Origin of the sequence: Actinoplanes sp. NPDC026670, assembly GCF_040638175.1 — a bacterium.
Taxonomy (GTDB): Bacteria; Actinomycetota; Actinomycetes; order Mycobacteriales; family Micromonosporaceae; genus Actinoplanes.
This window is the reverse complement of the sequence record NZ_JBEZXU010000002.1, coordinates 287,843-309,365: the sequence shown is the minus strand read 5'-3', so window position 1 is coordinate 309,365 and position 21,523 is coordinate 287,843. Positions and strand designations below refer to the sequence as shown.

Here is a 21,523-nt window from a genome sequence, read left to right as displayed (position 1 = left end):
CCGCACCGGTCAGCCGATGACGAAGGTCCGGCCGGTGGCCGAGGACTTCTTGCCGTACGCGTCGCCGGCGAACTTGACGACCAGGTGGTACTGCACGTTCTTGTTCGCCGAGCGCAGCCCGATGTAGTAGCCGCCGGAGGCGTCCAGGGTGAACTTCTTCTTCTGCAGCGTCTTCCACTTGCCACCGGCGCGGCCCTGCAGCAGCGCGGTGACCTTGCGGCCGGGCACCGGCGACGACACCGCCATCTTGATGACGACGTCCTTCGGGGCGTGGAAGTAGGCGACCTTGCGCACCGTCTTGTACTGGCCGTACAGGGTGACCCCGGCCTTCGTGACGGTCTTGTAGCCGGCCGAGGCCGACGACGGCGCGAAACTGTCGTCGCCGTCGTAGTAGGCGGTGACCACCCCACCGGCGGGCGCCGGCATGGCGACGGTGGCGGCGCCCGCCGCGTCCGTCGTGGCGGTCATGGTGAGCTCCCCCGCCGCGCTGCTGCGCACGAACCGGACCGGGACACCCGGGCGGCCGGCCACGGTGGCGGTCGCCCGGACCTTGCCGCCGGCCTTCGCGGGCGCGGCGAGCTTCAGCCTGGTCGTCGTCGGGGCCTGGGCGGCAACCGTCTCGAAGCCGATCGCCAGATAGTAGAAGTGCGGGTGCGCGGCCTGGCCGGTGAAGTCGTCGATGATCGAGTACAGCCGCGAGTCGTCAGCCGACCAGGTCAGCGTGCCGGAGACCGGTCCCGGCCGGTTGTAGGCGGCCTTCGGGTGAGCGTTACCGGACAGCACCGGGCTGCCGTCGACCACGTTGTACGCGACGAGGTTGCCACCCGGCCCGTAGGTGCTGTCGACCCCGCCACCGATCATCGTGCCGGAGTGGGAGTAGGCGACGTCGTCCGGCCACGTGCCGGTGTCGTACGACCCCGCCATGCTCAGGGTGGCCGCGTCGTACTGCGCCAGGTGGTCGGAGCCGCCGGCCACCGCGACCTTGGTGCCGTCCGGGCTGACGTCGACCCGGTCCAGGAAGCCGCTGGTGTCCTTGTGCGCCAGCGCGGTGACCGCGGCCCCATCGACGGCGAACGTGTAGACAGGCCCGCTGCTGATCCCGGCCACGCCCGCGACCAGGGTGTTCCCGGCTCCGGCGAGCAGCGGGGCGGACGACATCCGCTCGGTCTGCACCGTCTGCGGGTCGGCGCCGGTGGCGGCGTCGACCGAGGCGAGAGTGCCGTCCCACTGGTCACAGCCGGCGCCGTAGAACAGCCGGGACCCGGCGAACGCCAGGTGCACCGGGCATTCACCGGTCGCGTACCGGGCCACCTCGCTGAGCGTGCCGGTGTCGATGACGGCGATGGCGCCGGCCTGGCTGAGCGCGACATAGACCCGGTCGCCCGACGGCGAGGCCAGCACGTCACGGGCCCCGAACATCGCGGTGATGCTCTTCTGTGTCACCCCGTCGGTTCCCAGGACGGCGACGGTGTTGCCGTCGGAGACGAACAGCCGCCCGTTCGCGGCGGCCATGCTCTTCGGCGCGGCCAGCGTCGTGAGCTTCGTGGGGACGTCGGTCACGGCCGCGGCGGCGTGCGCCGGGCCGGCCGTGATCAGGGTGGCGGCGACGACACCGGCGGTGGCCAGTGCGGCTGCTGCCGGGCGGGAACTCAGAGGCATCGGGTCGGTTCGTCCTTCAGGTCGGTCACGGACAGGCGCGCCGCACGATCGGCTCCGGGCGAACCGCATTTAGCAGAACCGGCACCCCGCCCCGGTTCGGCCTACCGGGGCCCGGCCACCCCGCCTCGGGTCGGTTCGCTCGTCGGGGCCGACGGCTTCACCGGGCCGGCGCCGCAGTAGAGCTGGCTCGTGGGCCGAGAGCTATCGCGGCTGGACGAGCCGGAATACTGCCCGCGCCGCCCTGTGCTGGACCGCGGCGCGCATCCGGTCACGGGCCGAGGCCGCGGCAACGGGCGTGGGTGTGCGCCCGAGGCGCGGGAAGAGGGCGGCGGCGTTGCCGTGGTTGATGGCGTCGCGGCCGGCGGGGCTGAGGCCGGGGTGGGTGTCCAGGCCGTTGGCGAAGTACTGCCCAGCGGCGGCGGGGGCGAACGGCCAGTCGCTGCCGAACAGCACGTGGCCTTCGCGGGCGAAGGCGAGCAGGGTCGGCAGGGCAGCGGGTGAAGAGGACAGGGCGGTGTCGAAGTAGAAGCCGCGGAAGTCGTCGAGCACGTCGAGGGGGCTGCGGCCGGTGTCGGCGGCGATGGTGAGGGCCATACGGTGGCTGGAGTAGGGGACGAAGCCGCCGGCGTGGCTGAGGATGAACCGGATGCGCGGGTAGCGGCGCACGATGCCGTGCCGTACGAGCAGGTAGGCGGCGCGGGTGGTGTCGAGCAGAAAGTCCGCGGCGAACGGCGGGAGTCCGTCCACGGCCGGTGCCGGAAGTTCGGCGGGATGTATGAACGCGACGGCGCCGCGCTGGTCGAGTTCGGCGAACAGATCGTCCTGGCCGGGGGCGCCGAGGTAGTTGCCGCGGTTGTTGGCCAGCAGGACCACACCGTCGGCACCGGCGTCCAGCGCCCGGGCCGCTTCGGTATGGGCGGCGGCCACGTCAGGCAGCGGCAGGGTGGCGAACCAGCCGAACCGGCCAGGATGCTCGGCGGTCAGGGCTGCGCAGTATTCGTTGAGGCGGTGGGCCATGGCCGCTGCGGCGTCGGGGTCGTCGAGGAATCCGGTGCCGGGAGTGGAGATCGACAGGATCGCGGTGGCGGCGCCCAGGGTCGCCATCAGCTCCAGGGCACCCTGTGGGGTCCAGGCCGGCAGGTCACGGCCGCCGGCCTGGCCGATGCCGGCAGCGGCGAGGGCTTCGCGGTAGAAGCCGGGGATCAAGTGCTGGTGGACGTCGATGCGGGTGGTCATGGGTGTGGTCTCTCCGGGTCGGTCAGGCGAAGAGCGGCGTCGAAGAGCAGGCGGGCGTGCAGTTCGAAAAGGCCGATCAGGTCGATGGCGTCGTGGTCGGTCTGGTGGGCGATGAACAGGCCGTCGGCGGCGGCGACGGCGTAGGTCGCCAGCAGGTCGATCGACGCGTCGTCCAGGTCGGGCAGCAGGGCGGCGGTGATCTCGGCGACCCTGCGGCGTGCCACCTGGCGTACCTGGAGGAACACGGTGCGGCCGCGGGGTTCCTCGGGGCGGCGTTCGAGGGCGAGCATCAGGCCCAGCCGTAGGAAGTCGGGCGCGTCGACCAGAGATTTCGCAACGCTGGCGGCCATCTGTTCGACCCGTTCGCGGGGGGTGCCGCTGTGTTCGCCGGGCAGGTCCATCGCGCTGAGCCAGGCGTCGAAGCTGCGTTCGATGACGGCGGCGATCAGGTCGTCCTTGTCCTTGAAATGCCAGTAGATGGAGCTGGCAGGCAGCCCGCAGCGGGCGCTGACGGCGGCGATACTGGTGCCCTCGTAGCCGCGTTCGCCGGCGATCTCGACGGCTGCGTCCAGGATGCGCCGCCGCGACTCGATGCCATTGGCGCGCTGCTTGCGGGGCTCACCCATGAAGGTCACGTCCTATCCGTCGTTGCTGTAGTGGTCACTCCATATTCTGGGTCAGCCCGAGCGCGATGTCGACGATCATGTCTTCCTGGCCGCCGACCAGGCCCCGCCGGCCGGCCTCGATGAGGATGGTGCGGGTGTCCAGGCCGTGCTCGGCGGCGGCGTGTTCGGCGTGGCGCAGGAAGCTGGAGTACACGCCGGCGTAGCCGAGGGTCAGGGTTTCGCGGTCGACGCGCACGGGCCGGTCCTGCATTGGGCGTACGAGGTCGTCGGCTGCGTCCTGCAGGGTGAACAGGTCGCATCCGTGTTTCCAGCCGTGCAGGTCGGCGACGGCGATGAACGCTTCGATCGGGCAGTTCCCGGCGCCGGCGCCCTGCCCGGCCAGGGAGGCGTCGACGCGGGTGACGCCTTCCTCGACGGCGACCACGGAGTTCGCGACCGACAGCGAGAGGTTCTCATGGGCGTGGATGCCGATCTGCGTCTCGGGTTTGAGGACATCGCGGTAGGCGCGGACCCGATCGCGGACACCGGTCATGGTCAGCCGGCCGCCGGAGTCGGTGACGTACACGCAGTGCGCGCCGGCGGACTCCATGAGCAGGGCTTGGCGGGCGAGCTCGGCCGGTGGTGCCAGGTGCGACATCATGAGGAAGCCGGAGACGTCCATGCCCAGTTCGCGGGCGGTGGCGATGTGCTGGGCGGCGATGTCGGCCTCGGTCGCGTGGGTGGCTACCCGCACCGACCGGACGCCGAGGTCGTAGGCCTTGCGGAGGTCGTTGACCGTGCCGATGCCGGGCAGCAGCAGGGTGGTCAGCACGGCGTTCTGGATGACCTCGGCGGCCGCGGCGATCCATTCCCAGTCGGTGTTGCTGCCCGGCCCGTAGGTGAGGCTGGCACCGGCGAGACCGTCGCCGTGGGAGACCTCGATGGCGTCCACCCCGGCCGCGGCGGCGGCGGCGGCGATCGTGGCGACCTGGGCGGGGGTCATCCGGTGCCGGACGGCGTGCATGCCGTCGCGCAGGGTGACGTCCTGGATGTAGAGGTGCGGAGTGTTCATGCGACGATCCCAGCGGTGAGCAGTTCGCCGGTGCGCAGCGCGGCGGAGGTCATGATGTCGAGGTTGCCGGCGTAGGCGGGCAGGTAGTGGGCGGCGCCTTCGACCTCCAGGAAGGTGGCGACCTTCCACACGGGCCGGGCGTCACCGACCAACGTGGTGAGCGGTTCGCCGGGATCGACCGGAGTGATCTGGACGGCCTGTTTGAGCCGGTATCCGGGCACATATCCGGCCACGTCAGCGGCCATCGTCTCGATGCTCGCGCGGATCGAGGCCGGATCGGCGTCGCCGGTCAGGCACAGCACGGTGTCCCGCATGATCATCGGTGGTTCCGCGGGGTTGAGCACGATGATCGCCTTGCCACGGTCCGCGCCGCCGACGACCTCGATGGCCTTGGCGGTGGTCTCGGTGAACTCGTCGATGTTCGCCCTGGTGCCGGGACCGGCTGAGCGGGAGGCGATGGAAGCGACGATCTCGGCGTAGTGCACGTGCGTGACCTGGGAGATCGCGGCGACGATCGGGATGGTGGCCTGCCCGCCGCAGGTGACCATGTTGACGTTGCGGGCCCTGGCATGCCGATGGAGGTTGACCGCGGGCACCACGAACGGGCCAATCGCCGCCGGAGTCAGATCAACCAATACCTTTCCGTACGGTTCGAGGCGCGCGGCATTGACGCGATGGGCCTTGGCGGACGTGGCGTCGAACACGACCTCGATCTCGTCGAAGCCGGGCAGGCCGATCAGCCCGTCGACGCCGCCGGCGGTGACCGGGATGCCCAGGCGGCGGGCGCGGGCCAGGCCGTCGGAGCCCGGGTCGATGCCGACCATCGCGCCCACCTGGAGCGTGCCGGAGAGACGGAGGATTTTCAGCATCAGGTCCGAGCCGATGTTGCCCGAGCCGATGATCGCAGCTTTCGTCACAGGTCGCTCCCGTCGGTGAATCGCGCGTGGACACTGCCCAGGCCGGTCAGGGTCGCGGTGAAGCTCGAGCCGCCGGTCACCGGCACCATCGGGCCGAGCGCACCGGAGAGCACGACGTCTCCGGCGCGCAGTGGGGTGCCCCGCTCACGGGCGGTGCGGGCCAGCCACGCCAGGGCGGTGATCGGGTCGCCCAGGCAGGCCGAGCCCGTCCCGGCGCTGACCACCGTCCCGGCGGAATCGGTCATCTGCATGCCGACCTCGCGCAGGTCGATTCCACCCAGGGGCGTGTGGGTGGTGCCGAGCACGTAGAGGCCGCTGGAGGCGTTGTCGGCGATGGTGTCGGCGATGGTGATGTCCCAGCCGGCGATCCGGCTGTCCACGATCTCCAGCGCCGGCACAGCCACGCCGACGGCGGCTCGAGCGATCGTCTCGTCGATGTCGCCGCGGTCGAGACCATCGGCGAGGATGAACGCAATCTCGGCCTCGATGCGTGGTTGCATCAGCCGGCCGTAGGAGATCGGGGTGTCCGGCGGGCAGGACATGTCGGCGAACAGAACCCCGAAGTCGGGCTGGTCGACGCCGAGCTGGGCTTGCACCACCGCCGACGTCAGTCCGATCTTGTGGCCGGTGATCGTGCGCCCGGCGGCCAGGGCGTGGCGGGTGAGAAGGGACTGCACGCCGTATCCGGCCGCGGCCGACGGGTCGTGCAGCAACTCGCGTACCGGCCGGCACGGCTGGCGGGTCCGGGCGGCGTGCCGCAGCCGATCGGCGGCGGCACGCATCTCGTCGGTGATCGTCGCGAAGGTCATGGTGTCGGCACCTCTTGCTCGGGCTGTTCGGTCATCAGGCGCAGCGGTGGGAGCTGCGGCGCTGGTGGTGGGGGCAGCTCTCGGCCGCGGCTGGTGGCGGCGTAGACGATGGCGTCGGGGCGTAGCGCCAGCGCGGTGACTTTCCGGTCGAAGGCCCAGTCGATCAGGACGTTGTCGATGTCGACCAGCGCGCCGGGGCCGGGGTCGGAGCCGGCCGCGCGCAGGTCGAGGACGCGCACGCCGGCGTCGCGCCAGGCCTGCTGCCCGGCGCGGGGCCCGGGTCCGATCTGGAGCACGGCCCAGCCGAGGTGGCCGAGAGCGTCGTCGAGCCGGGTCCGGTGGCCGTATTCGTCGAGCACCCAGGGCTGTGGTGCGTGGGCGCCGATCGCCCGCCGGGGTCCGGAATTGGCCAGGAGGCCGTCGCGGTAGCGGGTGGTCGGGAACCAACTGCCGTTCTGCAGGAAGGTCCCGATGCCGGGTAGCCGCATCACGGTGCGTACAAGGGGATCCCGGACGGCTGTGATGTGGCGTCGCCGTTCGGTGATGATCCGTCCGACGGCTACTGCGGCTTTCGTCATCGCCCGCACGTGCGGCATGCGTTCGGTCTCGTACGAGCCGAGGATGCTTTCGGTTGATCCGTTACCGGCCAGGACGGTGGCGAGTTTCCAGCACAGGTTCTCCACGTCGCGTACGCCGGAGGCCATGCCCTCGCCGATCCACGGCGGCATGACGTGGGCGGCGTCACCGGCCAGGAAGATCCGTCCGCTGCGCCAGCGGGCGGCGAAGCGGACGTGGTGGCTGTAGACCACGGCGCGCAGCACCTCGACCTGGGCGCTGCTGATGCCATGCCGCGCCAGCAGCTGGTAGACGCCGTCGGTGCTGGTCAGAAAGGTCTCGTCGTCGCCGGGCAGGACCGGGAACTCCCACCGGTGGTGTCCCAGCGGGGTGGGACAGTCCACGGCCGGGCGGGCCGGGTCACAGTGGAACCGCAGCCGACCGATCTCCGGCCACGCCTCGATGACCTTGGTGTCGATCACGACCCACCGGTCCTCGTACGTACGTCCTTCGAAACCGATGCCCAGGCGGGTGCGGGTCGGGCTGGAACCGCCGTCCGCGGCGATCACGTAGGTGGCGTACGCGGTCTGCTGCTCGCCGTCGGCCTCGCGGAAGGTGACGGTGACGTGTGCGGCGTCCTGGCGCAGGTCGGTGCATTCGTGGCCGAGGCGCACCTCGACGTTCGGGTAGCGCCGCACGCCCTCGCGCAGGGTGCGTTCGAGCGCCGGCTGGTAGATGAACCATTGCGGGTGGTAGCCGTTGCCGTAGGTCTGCGGGGTGAACTGCAGGAACGTGCGGCCGGCGGCGTCGACGAAGGTCAGCGGCAGGTCGGCGAGCATGTCGGCGGTCAACTGCTCGGCCAGGCCGACGCGTTGCCAGATCCGGATGACCTCCTCGTCGGTGGAGATGGCCCGTGCGCGGGCGTAGATGTCGGGGTCGCGTTCCAGGACAAGCACGCGCAGGCCGAGCCGGCCGAGCAGGTTCGCGGCGGTGGCGCCGACCGGGCCGTAGCCGATCACCGCGACGTCGTAGTGGTTCATCGGTGTGCTCCCCGGGGGATCGATGACAGGGCGGGCACGGTGGCCTCGCGTTCGCGCAGGGAGCGCACGGCGCCCTGGAATCGGCTCATCAGCGTTGCCACCTGGTTGCCGACGACGGTGTGACCCCAGATCGAGATGCCGTCGTAGTGGCTGGGTTCCCAGGTGGCTTCGAGTTCAGGAGTCACCACGACCGGGTTCCAGCCGACTTCCAGTTCGAAGCCGGACGGGGTGACGCTGTAGAAGGACAGCTCGCGGTCGTTGGTGTGCTGCCCGATCGACCAGGCCATCGCGAACCCGAGGTCGGTGACCCGGTGGAACGCCGCCAGCAGGTCTTCGAGAGTGGCGATCTCGATGTTGACGTGTTGCACGGCGGTGCGGATCGGGTCCATGCGCAGGCCGGCGACGTTGGCCAGCGCGACCGAGTGGTGGCGCTGGCCGCTGCGCAGGAACCGGATCTTCAGTTTGGCCGGGCCGATCCGCTCGGTGATCCGGTCGGACAGCCTTAGGTCGAGCAGGTTGTTCCAGTAGGTGTGCAGTTGCTCGGGCCGGGTGGTGGTGATCGCGACGTGCCCCATCCCGGAGCGGCCGGTGACGAACGCGGTGTTGCGCATCCGCAGCGGTGCGCTGGTGGTACGGGCGTGGGTGAAGATCTCGGTGGTGACGTTCTTCGGCCCGGGGAAACGCCACAGCCGTTCGACGCCGCGCAGCGCGGCCTGCTCGGCGGTTCCTTCGGTGATCGGCAGTCCGGCAGCGGTGACCCGCCCCAGGATTTCGTCGAAGGTGCCGTGGTCGTCGATCTCCCAGCCGGTCGCGACGACGTCCTCGGCGTCGCCGCGCTGGATCAGGAACCGGCATTGCCGGTCGTCGAGCCGGAACCGCAGGGCGTCGCGGGTCAGTTCGTCGACGTGCAGGCCGATCGCGTCCGCGCCGAAGCGGTTCCAGTCGGTCAGCCGCTGCGACTGCACGACCAGGTAGCCCAGCCGGGCGGCGCCGAAGATGTCCGGGCGCGCCGTCACCGGGCCAGCCAATCCAGCAGCAGCGTGTTGAAGCGGTCGGCCTGTTCGTACTGCACCCAGTGGCCGGTGCGGGCCAGCAGGTACAGGTCGCAGTGCGGCATGGTGTGGGCCAGCCACGGGCCGCCGGAGGGCCGGTTGACCTTGTCCTCGGCGCCCCAGACCACCAGGGTCGGCACCGGGCAGCGCGCCACCCGGGCCCGGTCCCGGGTGAAATCCATCCGCCGGAGGGTCCGCAACGCCTTCGCGGCGCCGGCCGGACGCCGCAGCGGCGGATTCGCGATCACCTCGGGGTCGATGCTCGCCTGGTACCGCAGATCGATCAGCTCGTCGGGCACCCCGGACGGGTCGAAGACCAGGTAGTCGCGCAGGAAACTGCGCAACTTGTCACGCGACGGGCCGTCACCGCCGTAGTAGCCCAGTAGCGCGTTGAGGCCCTTGGTGGGCAGCGCCCGGGTGGTGCCGATCCCGCCGGGGCCCATCAGGACCAGCCGTGCGACCCGGTCCGGGCGGTCTAGCGCCAGCCGCAGAGCGGCCGCCCCGCCGTACGAGTTACCGACCAGGTGCGCTCGGTCGATGTCGAGCGTGTCCAGCAGAGCGCGCACGAAGACGGCCAGGTCCCCGAACGGGTCGCTGTGGTCGAGGGACTTCGACGAGCGGCCGTAGCCGGGCATGTCCGGCACCAGCACCCGATAGCCGGCCGCGGCCAGCACGTCGATGTTGCGCCCGTAGTTCGAGGCCCCGGTCGCGCCCGGCCCGCCGCCGTGCAGCAGGACCAGCGGATGCTCCCGGGTCGGCCCGGCGGCTGGGACGACCTCGGTCAGGAAGATGTCCCGGGCACCGGCCCGCACCGTGGACTGCGTACGTATCAGATCGGTCGTGTCTGCCTGGAGCATCCATTGCCTCCTCACGAGCCCGCGCAACCGTTGCTGTATCGGTCACTACAGTTGGAATGATCGCTACGTTAAGGTGGCGTTACGGAGACCGTCAAGAGCTCTCGACCGACAACCAAGCAACACCCCGCCAGACGTCAGCAGAGCGATTTCAGCGCCGGGAGCAGTGAACCTGCCCTTCGTTCATGCCGCGCTGCAGGTCCGCTTTGGCCTTGCGGCGCCGACCCCGGTCGGCCAGGCCGCCGAGGGGCATCGGAACGAGAACTGGCGCTACGGATGACCTTGGGGCGTCGACACGTTCAGGGCACGTCGGTCGCCGTGGTCGGCTGACCGTTAGCAACGGCGACTCGTTGAGGTGGGAACTCGCGACAGTTGGATGGGCGCTCTCCCCCAGTATCAAACCCCACGTCCGCGGAGCCGGGGCCCTTGGTGGATGCCCCGGCGAGAATCGTGAGCCCCGTCGCGCGCCCATAACAGGCATTATGATGTACGTCCAATATGTCCGATTCAAGGATTATTGGATTGCCGGTAACAGTAATCTGATAATTCGCGAGGCTGGTGCTCGCGACAGTGGTTCTGAGAGACGGCTTCTCCTGGCGTTTCGCCGCGGCCGGATTTGGCGAAGGGACCCGGAGCAGACCCGCGCGGTTCACTGCGCGTAGACGGCAGCCTGTGCTCTGCTTCGCATCCATGTAGGTTTACGTCCGCAATGTGAGAGACTACTCTCGAGAGATGTCTCTCACGAATCCGTTTGGTGATGCCGCGATCACCGATCCACAAGCGATGCGGGCGCTCGCCCATCCGGTACGCCTTGCCGTCCTGACGTTCTTGCAGCGCAATGGGCCGATGACGGCCACGCAGCTCTCCGCTCATGTCGGGGCGACGCCGTCAGTGACCAGCTGGCATCTGCGGCATCTCGCGACATTCGGCCTGGTCATGGACGCAGACCCCGGCGAGGTGCCGAGCGACGGACGGCAGCGGTACTGGAAGGCCGCCGCCCGCGGCTTCTCCCTCGAACTCGGTGAAGGTCAAGAGTCGCAGACCGCTATGCGGATGCTGGCATCCCAGATGGAGGAGAACGGCCGTAAGCAGGTCGAACGTTGGTGGGCGGCGACCGAACCGGAACTCGACCACACGTGGCGACGCCTGGCAGGGATGGCCAATACCGGTGTCCGGCTGACTGCCGGCGAGCTCGAGAAGCTCCAACGCGACATGGATGAGCTACTGGCTCACTACGCGCAGCGCTCTGACGACGACACTCCCCCAGACGCCCGCCGGGTCCGCGTGCTGCGCCACTACCTTCCGGAGGCGCAGTGATGACAGCGGCCACGACCTCGCTGTGGCGCAACAACCGGTTCACCGCCTTCTGGGCCGGCGAGACCGTCTCGCACTTCGGTGACCGCATCAGCGAGCTGGCGCTGCCGCTGATCGCGGTCACCATGCTGGCCGCGACGCCTACCCAGGTCGGCCTGCTGACCGCTGCCATCTGGGCGCCCAACCTGCTCTCGGCCGTGGTCGGGACGTGGGTGGATCGCCGAGCCCATCGCAAACGGCTGCTCGTCAGCGCCGATCTGCTCCGCGCCGCAGCACTGCTCAGCCTGCCGATCGCCTACTGGTGCGGCCTTCTCGGCCTGGCCCAGCTCTTCGCGGTAGCGCTACTGGCCGGGGCCGGCCAGGTGCTGTTCTCCTGCGCGTACTCCTCGTTCTTCGTGACCCTGGTCGACCGCGACCAGTACGTCGACGCCAACAGCAAACTGAGCACCAGCCGATCGGCGTCCTTCGTCGTCGGCCCGGCAGCCGGCGGGTTCCTCATCCAGGCGCTGACAGCTCCCGTCGCGATCGTCATCGACGCGGTCTCCTTCCTGGTCTCGGCGCTGTTCATCGGCCGCATCACGGCGGCGCCGACACCGGTCGGTGAAAGATCGTCGCTGGCCGCAGATGTCGGTGCCGGGTTGCGCTACGTACTCGGCCACTCTTATCTGCGGGCCGCGCTCGCGTGCGTCACGACCGTCAACTTCTTCGGTTTCATCGCTCAAGCGCTGGTCATCTTGTACGCCAGCCGCGAGTTGGGTCTCCCGGCCGGGTTGATCGGTCTAGCGTTCGGTATCGGTGCGACGGGTGCCGTCGTCGGCGCGGTGATCGCGCCGAGGCTCTCGGCACGGTTCGGCGTGGGCCGCATGATCGTCGTCGGCGCGGTCCTCTTCCCCGCCCCGACTGCGGCGATCGCCCTGGCCGACGGCCCGCATTGGCTGATCGCCACCACCATCGCCGTGGCCGAGGCGGTCTCCGGCGCGAGCGTGATGCTCTTCGACATCAACCTGAACTCGGTCCAGACCGCTGTCATCGCCGATCACATGCGCAGCCGCGTCTCCGGCGTCTTCGGCACCATCAACTACGGCGCCCGCCCGGTCGGCGCGATGATCGGTGGCCTGCTCGGCAGCGGCCTCGGGCTGCGGCCCACCCTGCTGATCGCCGCCGCCGGTGGGATGCTGTCGTGCCTCTGGCTGTTCAGATCACCGATCCCACGTCTCCGGGCATTGTCGTCGCTGAGCGATCAGCCAAGCCGGCGATGACTCAACGGAGGATGTCATCGGGCGGGGACGCGACGGCTCGTTGGCATTCATCTATATCCTGCGTTGGTGGAGGCTCGGAATCCTGCTCGGGTTTTCGGCGAGGTTGCCGACGACTACGACCGTGTGCGTCCGGCTTACCCCGCTGAGTTGTTCGGTGACGTGATGAGGTTCAGCCAGCCGGACATCGGCGGCCGGTGGGCGCTGGACGTCGGAGCGGGCACCGGCCGGGCCACCGAGATGTTCGCCCGGGAGGGTCTGCCCGTCGTCGCCCTGGAGCCAGACGACGCCATGGCCGAGGTCCTCGCCCGGCGGGTGACCCGGTTTCCGGACGTGCAGGTGGTACGCGGCAGCTTTGAGGAGTTCCGTCCCACGCGGCGGTTCGGGCTGTTGTTCAGTGCGGAGGCATGGCACTGGACCGTGCCCGAGACGCGCTGGTCACTGGCTGCGGACGCTCTCGCGGACGGCGCGACGCTGGCCCTGTTCTGGAACACCGAGCGGATCAGTACACCCGCCCTGCGGACGAGCATGCTGCAGACATTCGCCGAGCATGCTCCCTCGGTGGTCATCAACGACGAGCCGGTGACCGCCGAACAGGTGTGGCATCGCTGGCCCGGCGACGAACTGTCCGGCATCACCGCGTTCGAGAACCTCACCAGCCGCCACTACCAGCGCCGATGGAACATGCCGAAGGCGGACTACCTGGATCTGGCCCGGACCAGGTCGCAATTCCGGATGTTGCCGCCGCCGGTACGCGAGGAACTGCTAGCGGCATGGGCGACGCTGTTCACCGACGAGGTGCCGATCATGATCCACACGACGCTGCTCCTGGCGCGACGCCGGCCGCCTGCTCATCAGTGAGGAACTCAACCGGCACAGCCCGAAACGCTGGAACCGAAGCGGGCAGCATGGCCGGCAGCGCGACGGTGGTGATGAAGGCCGCGCGATGGGTGGGCATGGTGACCTTCTCGGGTTTCGGCGGCGGGTGCCGCCGGTCAGGTGGTGTGGAAGGTGGCGATGCGGTTCCACATCGCGACGGGGTTGGCGTACCTCGGCCAGTGCCCGCTGCGCGGGGTCGGCGCGAGTTCGACGCCCCCGGCGGCGGCGAGGGCAATCGATAGGTACGACGACTTGATCAGTGAGGTGGAGGCATGGCCGCCAAAGAGTTCAGGCGTCGACCAGGAGCAAGGACCGCGTTTGCCCTGGACAGCCATATCCGTTGCTTTTCCGCCAGGATTATGGGGAGCCCTCACCGGGAAGAGCAGGCGTCCGTGACGGTGCGAACCCACAGCTCGGGGTGAGTGAACCAGAAGTCGTGCGGGACGTCCGGCACCGTGGAGAAACGTCCGTGCGGAACGAGCGCGGCCAGCTGCTCGAGAGGCCACGATGGGCGAATGTCGCCGCCCGCGGCGATGAAGTGCATCGGTACCTGGCAGGTGGCCAGGCCACGCCAGAGGTCAGGTCGATGAATCCAGTCGGTGAACGACGCGCCGAGAGCCGCATGCACGTCAGGCGCGTATTCGATCTCGACCACGGGCTGCGTGGGCTTGCCGGCCTCGTAAGCCTCGGACCACGTGCGGTCACGTTGTGGCCCCCGTCCGGCGATGCCGACCAGAGCGGCCACCGCGTCCGGGTGCTCCACCGCGTAGCGCACGCCGAGGTCACAACCCCAGGAGTGGCCGACCACGATCCAGGTGCGGACACTCACTGCTGTGCGAATCTCCTCCAGGTCGGCGATCGCTTTCTGCATGGTGTGGGGGCCGCCGCCCGATCGGCCGACGCCGCGTGGTTCGGGATACCAGGCGCGGTAGCCCCGCGGGGCGAGGTCGTCGTGCTCCAGGTACTGCACGCACCCGGGGCCGCCGGTCAGGACGACGACGTCCGGCCCATGGCCGGTCACGCCGACGTGCAATGCCGCAGTTCGTACCGGGATCATCCGCGACTGCATGTCCGCGAACGCTATCAGCGGGCTGCGGTCCGTTGTCGAGGCATCTGCCGGCAGCGTCTCATTTCAGGCTGTTCGATGATCGATCTGTACGCTCCAGCCATGAGCGAGCGCGTCGGCCGGCTCCCCGGTGGGCAATGACGTGCTGCCCTACGTCTATCAGGTCACCAAGTACGACCCCGCCGACCGCGACCAGCACGGCCACTACGTCGGCGCTGAGGACACGATCAGCGACCACGGGCCGGTCGAATCCGCCTACCTGCAGGCCGTCGCCGCCTTCGCCGAAGACAGCGGCGTTGAACAGCTGGCCATCCGCGAGCCGCAGCTCGGCGGCTTCGCCCGCTTCGGCCTGGAAGCACCGGTCGACGGCTACGGCCTGGCCGGCCTGTTTCCCGCCGGTCCTGCCGGGTTCCACGACGGGGCGCTGGTGCCGATCGGTGTCGGCGTGGCAATCGTCCGGGCGATGCTCCGCGACAACGGCGCCTGGTGCCGCCTGGAAGCGGAAGGAGAGCTCACCGTCCACGTCGGCTGGGACCAGTACCTTTACCTAGGCAGCAGCCGGCCCTGCGAGGCCGCGCTGACCCGGGCCCGGGCACTCGGCCTGTTCACGCAACGCCTGGACGCATCGCCGTACGACTTCGCCCCCGACGACCCGGCATACGTGCAGCGCCCTGCTGACGCCGACTTCTGGGCCCGCCTCGGCTGGACCGTCAGCGCCCACCGTGCCACGTTCCTGCAGGAGACCTTCGCCCTCGGCGCCTCCCGATGGCACCGCCTGAGCCGCGACAACATCGAGACCGTGCGCTCCCGGCTGACCCCACGCGCGCAGTTGTCCGTCTGGCCGGACCTGCTCACCGACGTCGACACGGCCGTGGCCGCCCTGCCCGGCGAAGGGCTGGTGGAGATCGTCTGGGAGAAGGAGGACGGGCAGGTCACCAGCACAGTCGTGGACGAGACCCGGTTCGAGGACGTGACCTCCCAGCTTGCCGGCGCGCGTGCCGCCGGCGTCGTGTCCAGGTACGCCGGTGAGGATCTCCCGCTGTTCACCGCTGTCCTGCCCGACAGCGACGGGGTGCTCCGCGCGCGCTGGCAGACCGAGCCGACACCCAGCGACCGGGACTGGGCGTTCCTGAAGACCCTGCGGCGCGGCCAGGTCGTCACCGGCACGGTGACGTCCATCGCCGGTTTCGGCGTCACCTTCGTGGACATCGGCGGCTTCACCGCGATGATCAACATTCCGGAGTTGTCCTGGCGTCCGTTCAACCACCCGTCCGACGTCGTCAGCGTCGGCCGGCAGGTCACCGCTGAGATCCTCGACGTCGACATGGTCGGGGAGCGAGTGCCACTGTCGATCAAAGCAGTGCAGGAAGACCCGTGGCCGCAGGTGGCGCAACGGGTCGGGCAGCTGGTCACCGGGCCGGTCACCAGGATCGTGCCGTTCGGTGTCTTCGTCCGCATCGAGTCCCGGGAGGACGGCTTCGAGGGACTCGTCCACACCGACGAACTGGAGCAGTCGCCACCGGACGCCATCGAGGTCGGCGACGTTCTCACCGTCAAGATCATGGATGTCGATCTCGTACGGCGCCGCATCGCCCTGTCACAACGGCAGGCCGGCCGGTGACCGCCGTCACCAGCGACGATCAGGAACGAAACCGACGTGTCAGGTGGCGTAGACGATGTTCTCGTCGAGGGTCCGGCCGGTGGCGATGCGATGGGCGACCCGTGCCGCCACCAGCCGGGCCAGGGGCTTGCGCCAGCCCTGGCCGGGAATGCGGCCGGCATGCCGGCCACCGAAACCGAGCAGCGCCGCGGCCTGCCGGGTCATGTCGGGTACGAAATCCGGGATCCGCGCGTACAGGGCCCGGGTGTCGGCCGACCCCAGGTAGGCGAACGGCGCCGAACCGGCCAGCGGGTACAGCCGGTTGCCGATCAGGGTCATGTTGCGGTGCGCGCGGACGTCCAGCATGACCACCGCGTGTTCGACGCCGGCGCGGGTCCCGGCGACCGCGAACGTGCGGTACAGCAGGGAGCTGACGGTCAGCCCGTACCGCCGGCCCCGGTATTGCGGCAGGACCGCGACGGTGGCGAAGTCCCAGATCGTCTGGCCGCGCATGCCGTGGGCGTCGAGGATCTCCTCGACGCTGCGGCCGATGTGGCCGGGCGCGTCGGCGATGGTCTTGACCTCGTCGCCGGTGCCGGCGATGACCCGGGTGGTGCCGGCCGGCAGGCCGGTCTGCCGGTCGAGGACGACGAAGAACCGGCTGCGATCCTCGTACGGCCCGTATTCGCTGGTCATCACGTCGGCGTTGTTGCCGAACGCGGGTTCGAACACGGTCCGTTCGACGGCGCGGCCGACGTCGGCCAGCGGGTGCCCGTCGGCGGCGATCACGGTCAGGAACCGGCCGGGCCGGCCGGGGCGCAGCGGCTGCCTCGGCGGGCCGTCGAGGAACGCGCGGCAGGTCACGGCGATGTCCGCGGCCGACAGGCGGTAGCCGACGCTCATGTTTCAGAACTCCTTCGCCACGATCTCGGAGGCCCGGAAGAAATCCTTGGTGTACGCGACGACGACTGCCGGGTCGAACGCTTTGCAGGTGTAGATGTCGACGCTGAAGAAGGAGATCGGGCGTTCCCAGGAGTAGAAGTGCGCGCCGGAGGTCTCCCAGTGGATCCAGCCGGCCCAGCCGTACAGGTCGCTGATGTGGGTCACCGGTTCGATCAGGGTGGTCATGGCGGTGACCTCGGACAGTTCGGTCAGGTACCGCTTGATGTGCTGGTCGGTGATCGGGTACGCGGGATAGCCCTCGACCACGAGGCGCTGGCGCAGGATGCCGGGGGCGAGGTCGGTGCAGGAAGGCACGGAGGCGGGGTTCTCTCGTCGGCGGTCAGACGTTTGCCTGACCGAACCTAGTGCCGCCGGGCGCCCGCGTAACCCGTCTGACCAGCGGGTTCGCGGTGACGTTCGGCCCACCGGTGATCAGTTCTGGTGGCGGGGCCACCTGGCGAACCGGGCTCTGATCCCGGCCACGCCGGCGGGGTCGACGCCGTAGGCGAGGAACGCGCGGTCGGGGGTGCGGTCCAGGCGCCGGCCGGCTGCGGCGACGTCCTCGGGCTCCAGGGCGGGGTCGACCCGGCGTGCGCAGCTGAGCAGTTGGTCGACGTCGCGGTCGGCCAGGAACACGGCCACGTCGATGAAGTCGCGGACCTCGGCGCGGCCGGCCAGGGCGGCGACCTTCCAGGCGATCAGGTCGTCGACGGCCATGACCGGGCCGATGTCGAGCACCACCGGCGGGTAGGACCGGTCGAGGAATCCCAGGCTCACCCGTAGCCCGTCCGGGTCGTCGGGGCCGCTGAAGACGGCCAGTTCGGCCATCTGGTACGCCATCCCGGCGATGAGGTCGTCGAGGTCGCTGTCGTGGCCGATGGTTTCGACGCGCAGCCCGGCGGCCAGCAGCGCGCCGGTCACCGCGGTGGTGGCCGCGGCGACCGAGCCTTCACCGGAGGCGAACAGGTCGACGTCCTCGGTGGGCCGCACGACCAGGCCGTGCTCGATCAGGGCGAGGCCGCCGCCGAGGACGAACCCGTACCGGTAGGCGGCGGCCAGGGCGGTGCGTGCCACCAGTTCGTGAAACGGGTCGGGAGCGCCGGTCAAGCGGCGGCCAGATCCGGGTGACGCTGCTGCCAGGCGGCCCGGACACCGCGGGGCAGGAACAGCTGCGGCCACATCCGGGCGAGCAGACGTGCGTTCAGCAGGGTCCGCAGCTCGTGGTGCTGGACGGCCTCGCGCAGGACGATCTCATACATCCGCAGGCTGTCGTAGTCGTCGGTGAGGTCGAACCGGCGGTGCTGCGGTGGCAGCCACAGCATCCGGTGCGGCAGTTCCACCACCCCGGTGGCGGGGCCGCGCAGCTGGGTGAGGTCGGCGATGACCAGCGCGGCCCGGCCCGGCCGGGTGGCCAGACGGTTCGCGGAGCTCTCCAGCGCCGAGGTCATGACGCCAAGACTAGGCGACCGGCCGCCCGGTTCACCAGGACGGCCGGTCGGCGGTGAACTCGGCGAGCAGTTCGCTGATGTAGGTGAGGCTGTCCTGGACGTCGTCGGGGCTGCTGCGGTTGCGGTAGTACGGCAGGGCGATCACGGCCAGCGACAGGGCCCAGCCTCTGGCCCGTACCCACGTGTGGTCGTCGGTTTTGAGGGCGTCGCGGAACGCCTGCCGTGCGTCGCCGTCGAACAGCAACCAGGCGGCCATGATGTCGGCGGCCGGGTCGGCCGCCCAGGCGGTGCCGAAGTCGATGACCGCGGTGAGCCGCCCGCCGGCGGTCAGCACGTTGCCGGGCATCAGGTCGCCGTGGATCCAGCGGGGCGGCCCGGTCCAGGTGCCGGCGGTCAGCGCGTGGTCCCAGGCGGCCAGCAGCAGGGCCGGGTCGAGGTCGTCGCGCAGCGTGTCGACGGCGTCGCGGTAGAGCCGGTCGCGGGGCGCGAGCGGCGTGCCGCGGCTGAACGGGCTGTCGGGTGGGGCAGGCGCGCCGGTGGTGTCGATCTGCTGGAGGTGGTGCAGGAAGTCGGCGAGCTGGTGGGCGGCGGCCTGCGGGTCGACGGCGGCCGGGTCGAAGGTGTCGCCGGGCAGCCATCGGTAGACGCCCCAGGTGAACGGGTATTCGCTGGTCGCCGCGCCGAGGGCGAGCGGTTCGGGGATGGCCAGCGGCAGGTGCGGGGCCAGTCGCGGCATCCAGGTCAGGTCTTTCTCGGCCTGGCCGGTGGTGCGGGCGGTGCGGGGCAGCCGCACCGACAGGTCGTCGCCGACGCGGAAGGTGACGTTGTCGGTGCCGGACGTGGCGACATACCGGATCGGGTGGCCGGACCATTGCGGGAACTGGCCGGCGAGCAGCCGCCGTACCAGGGTGGTGTCGATGTCGGTCTCGTCGTCGTGGAGTTTGGTGACCTCGGTGTCCGGCACAGCCGGTAGCCTGCCGCAGGGTGCCCGGTTTCGTCCACCGGATTGTAGGGTGCCCGGATGCAGGTTTTCGGTACGGCTGCGGCCGCTTATGCCCGGCATCGCCCCGATTATCCGGCCGACGCGGTGCGGTGGGTGCTGGCGGCCGCGCCCGGCCGGCGGGTGCTGGATCTGGGCGCGGGGACCGGCAAGCTCACCGCGGCTCTGCTGTCGGCGGGCGCGTCGGTGACCGCGGTGGAACCGGATCCGGCGATGCGGGCCGTGCTGGCCGGGCAGTTTCCGCAGGTCCGGGCATTGCCGGGCAGTGCTGAGGCGATCGGGTTGCCGGACGGGTCGGTGGATGCGGTGGTGGCCGGCAACGCGATGCACTGGTTCGACATGACGGTGGCCGGGCCGCAGTTCGCGCGGGTGCTGGCGCCCGGCGGGGTGGTGGCCGGGTTGTGGAACGTTCTCGACGATACGGTCGGCTGGGTCGCCGAGCTGGCACGGGTGGCCGGCAGCGCGGTCATCGGGCCGCGGGACACCCCGGAGGCCTGGCAGGCCGCGACGGCCGGGATGCTCGGCGCGTCGGCGGTGACGGCCCGGTTCCGCAACAGCCAGCGGCGCACCGCCGACGAGCTGGTCGCGACGCTGGCGACCCGGGCCGGGGTGCTGATCATGCCGGAGCCGCAGCGGGTACAGACGCTGGGCCGGATCCGGGAGTTCCTGGCGGGCCGGCCGGAGACCGCCGACGGCGAGTTCGCGTTGCCGATGCTGACGATGGTGTTGCGCGCTTGACCGGCCGGCCGCTGGTGTTCCTCGATGTGGACGGCCCGCTGATCCCGTTGCGGGCCCGGCCGGGCACGCCGGCCGGCGTGCCGCCGGCGGATCCGTCGGGGCATCCGCTGATCCACCGGCTCGACCCGGCCGACGGGGCCCGGCTGTTGGCGCTCGGCGGTGACCTGGTGTGGGCGACGACGTGGGCGCACACGGCCAACGAGCTGGTCGCGCCGCGGCTGGGGCTGCCGCAGCTGCCGGTGGTGAGCTTCGAGGACGGCCCGCCGGCGGTCGCCGGCCTGCACTGGAAGACGATCCCGCTGATGCAGTGGGCCGGCGGCCGGCCGTTCGTGTGGCTCGACGACGAGGTGACCGGCGTGGACCGGTGGTGGGTGCACGATTTTCATGAGGGCCCGGCGCTGGTGCACCGGGTGGATCCGCTGGCGGGGCTGACGGCCGCCGATTTCGCTGCGGTGGGCGCGTGGCTGCGTGCTCAGGTGGCGTGAGCCGCCCGGGTTTGCGGGCGCGGCTGGACGGCTTCGGTGGCGGCCCGGCGCAGCATCGCCCGGACGACGACCGGATGGAACATTCGCACCAGCGCCAGGTAGACGCGGCCGCCGCGGGTGCGGGCGGCCGCGTGGGTGCTCAGGGTGACGGTGACCCCGTCGTCGTCCGGCGTGACCAGGACCGAGGCACGGAAGTCGAGGTGGCCGGCGTCGGTGCCGAGCAGCACTTCCCGGTCGGTGCGGGTGATGGTGTCGAAGGCGGACCGGTCGCCGCGTTCGATGCCGAACGGCGCGACCAGCACGTTGCGTAGCCGCAGCAGGGCGACCACGGCGGCCGGTGGGTTGCGGAAGATCGCGTCGGCCCAGGTCTGCGGGTCGGTTGCGGCACCCGGACCGACTCGCGCGGCGTAGGCGTCGGCGAGGTCCGGCCGCGGCAGCGCCGCGGCGATCAGAGATTCTTGCGATGGTACGGACGTGGCGCTGATCTGCACGGACTCGAAGCGGACCGCCAGTCGCGCCCGCCACGGATAGCGCACCGGGTGGCCGACCGTGCCGCCGGCGGCGTGCTCGGCGTTGTCGAGCAGGTGCTCGAGCACGGTGTCGTGGCAGGCGCCGATCAGCGTGGCCCAGCCCAGCCGCATCCACCCGGTGGCCTCGGCGGTGAGCCGGTGGCGCAGCACGCACGCGTTGTCGCCGTGGTCGTCGATCTCGAAGGTGTGGGTGCCGGTCAGGCCGATCCGCGGGTCGAAGGTGAACTCGACCATCCGGCCCGGCCGGTAGGCGCTGACCTGGTAGCGGACCGGTCCGTGGCCGCCGGTGGCGCCGACGGCGACCGGCTGGTCCAGGCGCATCGGCAGCCAGGTGGGTGACGGCCAGAGTGGGTCGCCGGGACGGCCGATCCGGTCGAGCAGGGCTCCGGCGACGGTGGCGGGGACCGGCAGGAGCCGTTCGTGGGTGTTGTCGATGACGCTCATGACACCTCCATACGGTGGCGTA

The 21,523-nt window shown here is 70.4% G+C and carries 23 protein-coding genes; 6 read left to right on the top strand and 17 right to left on the bottom strand.

Going from position 1 to position 21,523, the window contains the following annotated elements; genetic code table 11:
- Positions 1 to 9: 9 nt before the first annotated feature.
- The 9 genes from AB0E94_RS03210 to AB0E94_RS03170 form a co-directional block, all read right to left on the bottom strand.
- A complete protein-coding gene (locus AB0E94_RS03210; RefSeq protein ID WP_360321723.1) occupies positions 10 to 1,659 on the bottom strand; it encodes a hypothetical protein in 1,650 nt (549 codons plus the stop codon).
- Positions 1,660 to 1,860: 201 nt separating this feature from the next.
- Positions 1,861 to 2,895: an amidohydrolase family protein gene (locus AB0E94_RS03205; protein ID WP_360321720.1), complete on the bottom strand. Its 1,035-nt coding sequence runs from the start codon at positions 2,893 to 2,895 to the stop codon at positions 1,861 to 1,863.
- Positions 2,892 to 3,521 carry a helix-turn-helix domain-containing protein gene (locus tag AB0E94_RS03200; protein ID WP_360321905.1) on the bottom strand — a complete coding sequence of 210 codons (630 nt, stop codon included), beginning with the start codon at positions 3,519 to 3,521 and terminating at the stop codon, positions 2,892 to 2,894. The genes AB0E94_RS03205 and AB0E94_RS03200 overlap by 4 nt, the downstream gene beginning before the upstream one ends.
- Positions 3,522 to 3,555: 34 nt before the next feature.
- Positions 3,556 to 4,572: a 4-hydroxy-2-oxovalerate aldolase gene (gene dmpG / locus AB0E94_RS03195; RefSeq protein ID WP_360321717.1), complete on the bottom strand. Its 1,017-nt coding sequence runs from the start codon at positions 4,570 to 4,572 to the stop codon at positions 3,556 to 3,558.
- Positions 4,569 to 5,489, bottom strand: a complete 921-nt coding sequence (locus tag AB0E94_RS03190) for an acetaldehyde dehydrogenase (acetylating) (protein ID WP_360321714.1) — start codon at positions 5,487 to 5,489, stop codon at positions 4,569 to 4,571. The genes dmpG and AB0E94_RS03190 overlap by 4 nt, the downstream gene beginning before the upstream one ends.
- Positions 5,486 to 6,271 carry a fumarylacetoacetate hydrolase family protein gene (locus tag AB0E94_RS03185; protein ID WP_360321902.1) on the bottom strand — a complete coding sequence of 262 codons (786 nt, stop codon included), beginning with the start codon at positions 6,269 to 6,271 and terminating at the stop codon, positions 5,486 to 5,488. The genes AB0E94_RS03190 and AB0E94_RS03185 overlap by 4 nt, the downstream gene beginning before the upstream one ends.
- A 23-nt stretch (positions 6,272 to 6,294) precedes the next feature.
- Entirely contained in the window at positions 6,295 to 7,893 is a 1,599-nt protein-coding gene (locus AB0E94_RS03180) for a bifunctional 3-(3-hydroxy-phenyl)propionate/3-hydroxycinnamic acid hydroxylase (RefSeq protein ID WP_360321711.1), read from the bottom strand.
- Entirely contained in the window at positions 7,890 to 8,909 is a 1,020-nt protein-coding gene (locus AB0E94_RS03175; protein WP_360321708.1) for a VOC family protein, read from the bottom strand. Before AB0E94_RS03175 ends, AB0E94_RS03180 begins: the two co-directional genes overlap by 4 nt.
- On the bottom strand, positions 8,906 to 9,802 hold the full coding sequence (locus AB0E94_RS03170) for an alpha/beta fold hydrolase (RefSeq protein ID WP_360321705.1): 897 nt from the start codon (positions 9,800 to 9,802) through the stop codon (positions 8,906 to 8,908). The genes AB0E94_RS03175 and AB0E94_RS03170 overlap by 4 nt, the downstream gene beginning before the upstream one ends.
- A gap of 729 nt (positions 9,803 to 10,531) precedes the next feature.
- Here AB0E94_RS03170 and AB0E94_RS03165 point away from each other — a divergent pair.
- The 3 genes from AB0E94_RS03165 (at position 10,532) to AB0E94_RS03155 (ending at position 13,230) form a co-directional block, all read left to right on the top strand.
- Complete coding sequence (locus tag AB0E94_RS03165) at positions 10,532 to 11,116, top strand: helix-turn-helix domain-containing protein (RefSeq protein ID WP_360321702.1); 585 nt, start codon at positions 10,532 to 10,534, stop codon at positions 11,114 to 11,116.
- Positions 11,116 to 12,372: an MFS transporter gene (locus AB0E94_RS03160; protein ID WP_360321699.1), complete on the top strand. Its 1,257-nt coding sequence runs from the start codon at positions 11,116 to 11,118 to the stop codon at positions 12,370 to 12,372. Before AB0E94_RS03165 ends, AB0E94_RS03160 begins: the two co-directional genes overlap by 1 nt.
- 162 nt (positions 12,373 to 12,534) lie before the next feature.
- Complete coding sequence (locus AB0E94_RS03155; protein ID WP_360321696.1) at positions 12,535 to 13,230, top strand: class I SAM-dependent methyltransferase; 696 nt, start codon at positions 12,535 to 12,537, stop codon at positions 13,228 to 13,230.
- A 134-nt stretch (positions 13,231 to 13,364) separates the two neighbouring features.
- Here AB0E94_RS03155 and AB0E94_RS03150 read toward each other — a convergent pair whose 3' ends face one another.
- Entirely contained in the window at positions 13,365 to 13,583 is a 219-nt protein-coding gene (locus AB0E94_RS03150; RefSeq protein WP_360321693.1) for a hypothetical protein, read from the bottom strand.
- A 35-nt stretch (positions 13,584 to 13,618) separates the two neighbouring features.
- The gene (locus tag AB0E94_RS03145; protein WP_360321690.1) at positions 13,619 to 14,317 is read right to left on the bottom strand and encodes an alpha/beta hydrolase; all 699 of its coding nucleotides are present in this window, start codon (positions 14,315 to 14,317) and stop codon (positions 13,619 to 13,621) included.
- A gap of 127 nt (positions 14,318 to 14,444) precedes the next feature.
- Here AB0E94_RS03145 and AB0E94_RS03140 point away from each other — a divergent pair, with 127 nt between their 5' ends.
- On the top strand, positions 14,445 to 15,935 hold the full coding sequence (locus tag AB0E94_RS03140; protein WP_360321687.1) for a S1 RNA-binding domain-containing protein: 1,491 nt from the start codon (positions 14,445 to 14,447) through the stop codon (positions 15,933 to 15,935).
- 39 nt (positions 15,936 to 15,974) lie between these two features.
- On the opposite strand, the gene AB0E94_RS03135 is transcribed toward AB0E94_RS03140, so the two are convergent.
- The 5 genes from AB0E94_RS03135 to AB0E94_RS03115 form a co-directional block, all read right to left on the bottom strand.
- Positions 15,975 to 16,817: a hypothetical protein gene (locus AB0E94_RS03135; RefSeq protein ID WP_360321684.1), complete on the bottom strand. Its 843-nt coding sequence runs from the start codon at positions 16,815 to 16,817 to the stop codon at positions 15,975 to 15,977.
- Positions 16,818 to 16,820: 3 nt separating this feature from the next.
- The gene (locus AB0E94_RS03130) at positions 16,821 to 17,171 is read right to left on the bottom strand and encodes an S-adenosylmethionine decarboxylase (protein ID WP_360321681.1); all 351 of its coding nucleotides are present in this window, start codon (positions 17,169 to 17,171) and stop codon (positions 16,821 to 16,823) included.
- Positions 17,172 to 17,288: 117 nt separating this feature from the next.
- Complete coding sequence (locus AB0E94_RS03125; RefSeq protein WP_360321678.1) at positions 17,289 to 17,930, bottom strand: nucleotidyl transferase AbiEii/AbiGii toxin family protein; 642 nt, start codon at positions 17,928 to 17,930, stop codon at positions 17,289 to 17,291.
- Positions 17,931 to 17,959: 29 nt separating this feature from the next.
- Complete coding sequence (locus tag AB0E94_RS03120) at positions 17,960 to 18,304, bottom strand: hypothetical protein (RefSeq protein ID WP_360321675.1); 345 nt, start codon at positions 18,302 to 18,304, stop codon at positions 17,960 to 17,962.
- Positions 18,305 to 18,335: 31 nt separating this feature from the next.
- The gene (locus AB0E94_RS03115; RefSeq protein WP_360321672.1) at positions 18,336 to 19,268 is read right to left on the bottom strand and encodes an aminoglycoside phosphotransferase family protein; all 933 of its coding nucleotides are present in this window, start codon (positions 19,266 to 19,268) and stop codon (positions 18,336 to 18,338) included.
- A 57-nt stretch (positions 19,269 to 19,325) separates the two neighbouring features.
- On the opposite strand from AB0E94_RS03115, the gene AB0E94_RS03110 reads away from it, so the two are divergent.
- Positions 19,326 to 20,042 carry a class I SAM-dependent methyltransferase gene (locus AB0E94_RS03110; RefSeq protein ID WP_360321670.1) on the top strand — a complete coding sequence of 239 codons (717 nt, stop codon included), beginning with the start codon at positions 19,326 to 19,328 and terminating at the stop codon, positions 20,040 to 20,042.
- Positions 20,039 to 20,527, top strand: coding sequence for an HAD domain-containing protein (locus AB0E94_RS03105; protein ID WP_360321668.1), 489 nt, complete (start codon positions 20,039 to 20,041; stop codon positions 20,525 to 20,527). Before AB0E94_RS03110 ends, AB0E94_RS03105 begins: the two co-directional genes overlap by 4 nt.
- Here AB0E94_RS03105 and AB0E94_RS03100 read toward each other — a convergent pair.
- Positions 20,515 to 21,501, bottom strand: coding sequence for a DUF2867 domain-containing protein (locus tag AB0E94_RS03100; RefSeq protein ID WP_360321665.1), 987 nt, complete (start codon positions 21,499 to 21,501; stop codon positions 20,515 to 20,517). The two genes, AB0E94_RS03105 and AB0E94_RS03100, sit on opposite strands and share 13 nt — an antisense overlap.
- Positions 21,502 to 21,523: the final 22 nt, after the last annotated feature.

Bases quoted from the DNA above. Each gene is read 5' to 3' on its own strand.
- AB0E94_RS03210 (WP_360321723.1), bottom strand. From the start codon at position 1,659: ATGCCTCTGAGTTCCCGCCCGGCAGCAGCCGCACTGGCCACCGCCGGT.
- AB0E94_RS03205 (WP_360321720.1), bottom strand. From the start codon at position 2,895: ATGACCACCCGCATCGACGTCCACCAGCACTTGATCCCCGGCTTCTAC.
- AB0E94_RS03200 (WP_360321905.1), bottom strand. From the start codon at position 3,521: ATGGGTGAGCCCCGCAAGCAGCGCGCCAATGGCATCGAGTCGCGGCGG.
- dmpG (WP_360321717.1), bottom strand. From the start codon at position 4,572: ATGAACACTCCGCACCTCTACATCCAGGACGTCACCCTGCGCGACGGC.
- AB0E94_RS03185 (WP_360321902.1), bottom strand. From the start codon at position 6,271: ATGCGTGCCGCCGCCGATCGGCTGCGGCACGCCGCCCGGACCCGCCAG.
- AB0E94_RS03180 (WP_360321711.1), bottom strand. From the start codon at position 7,893: ATGAACCACTACGACGTCGCGGTGATCGGCTACGGCCCGGTCGGCGCC.
- AB0E94_RS03170 (WP_360321705.1), bottom strand. From the start codon at position 9,802: ATGCTCCAGGCAGACACGACCGATCTGATACGTACGCAGTCCACGGTG.
- AB0E94_RS03165 (WP_360321702.1), top strand. From the start codon at position 10,532: ATGTCTCTCACGAATCCGTTTGGTGATGCCGCGATCACCGATCCACAA.
- AB0E94_RS03160 (WP_360321699.1), top strand. From the start codon at position 11,116: ATGACAGCGGCCACGACCTCGCTGTGGCGCAACAACCGGTTCACCGCC.
- AB0E94_RS03155 (WP_360321696.1), top strand. From the start codon at position 12,535: ATGAGGTTCAGCCAGCCGGACATCGGCGGCCGGTGGGCGCTGGACGTC.
- AB0E94_RS03150 (WP_360321693.1), bottom strand. From the start codon at position 13,583: ATGGCTGTCCAGGGCAAACGCGGTCCTTGCTCCTGGTCGACGCCTGAA.
- AB0E94_RS03145 (WP_360321690.1), bottom strand. From the start codon at position 14,317: ATGCAGTCGCGGATGATCCCGGTACGAACTGCGGCATTGCACGTCGGC.
- AB0E94_RS03135 (WP_360321684.1), bottom strand. From the start codon at position 16,817: ATGAGCGTCGGCTACCGCCTGTCGGCCGCGGACATCGCCGTGACCTGC.
- AB0E94_RS03120 (WP_360321675.1), bottom strand. From the start codon at position 18,304: ATGACCTCGGCGCTGGAGAGCTCCGCGAACCGTCTGGCCACCCGGCCG.
- AB0E94_RS03110 (WP_360321670.1), top strand. From the start codon at position 19,326: ATGCAGGTTTTCGGTACGGCTGCGGCCGCTTATGCCCGGCATCGCCCC.
- AB0E94_RS03100 (WP_360321665.1), bottom strand. From the start codon at position 21,501: ATGAGCGTCATCGACAACACCCACGAACGGCTCCTGCCGGTCCCCGCC.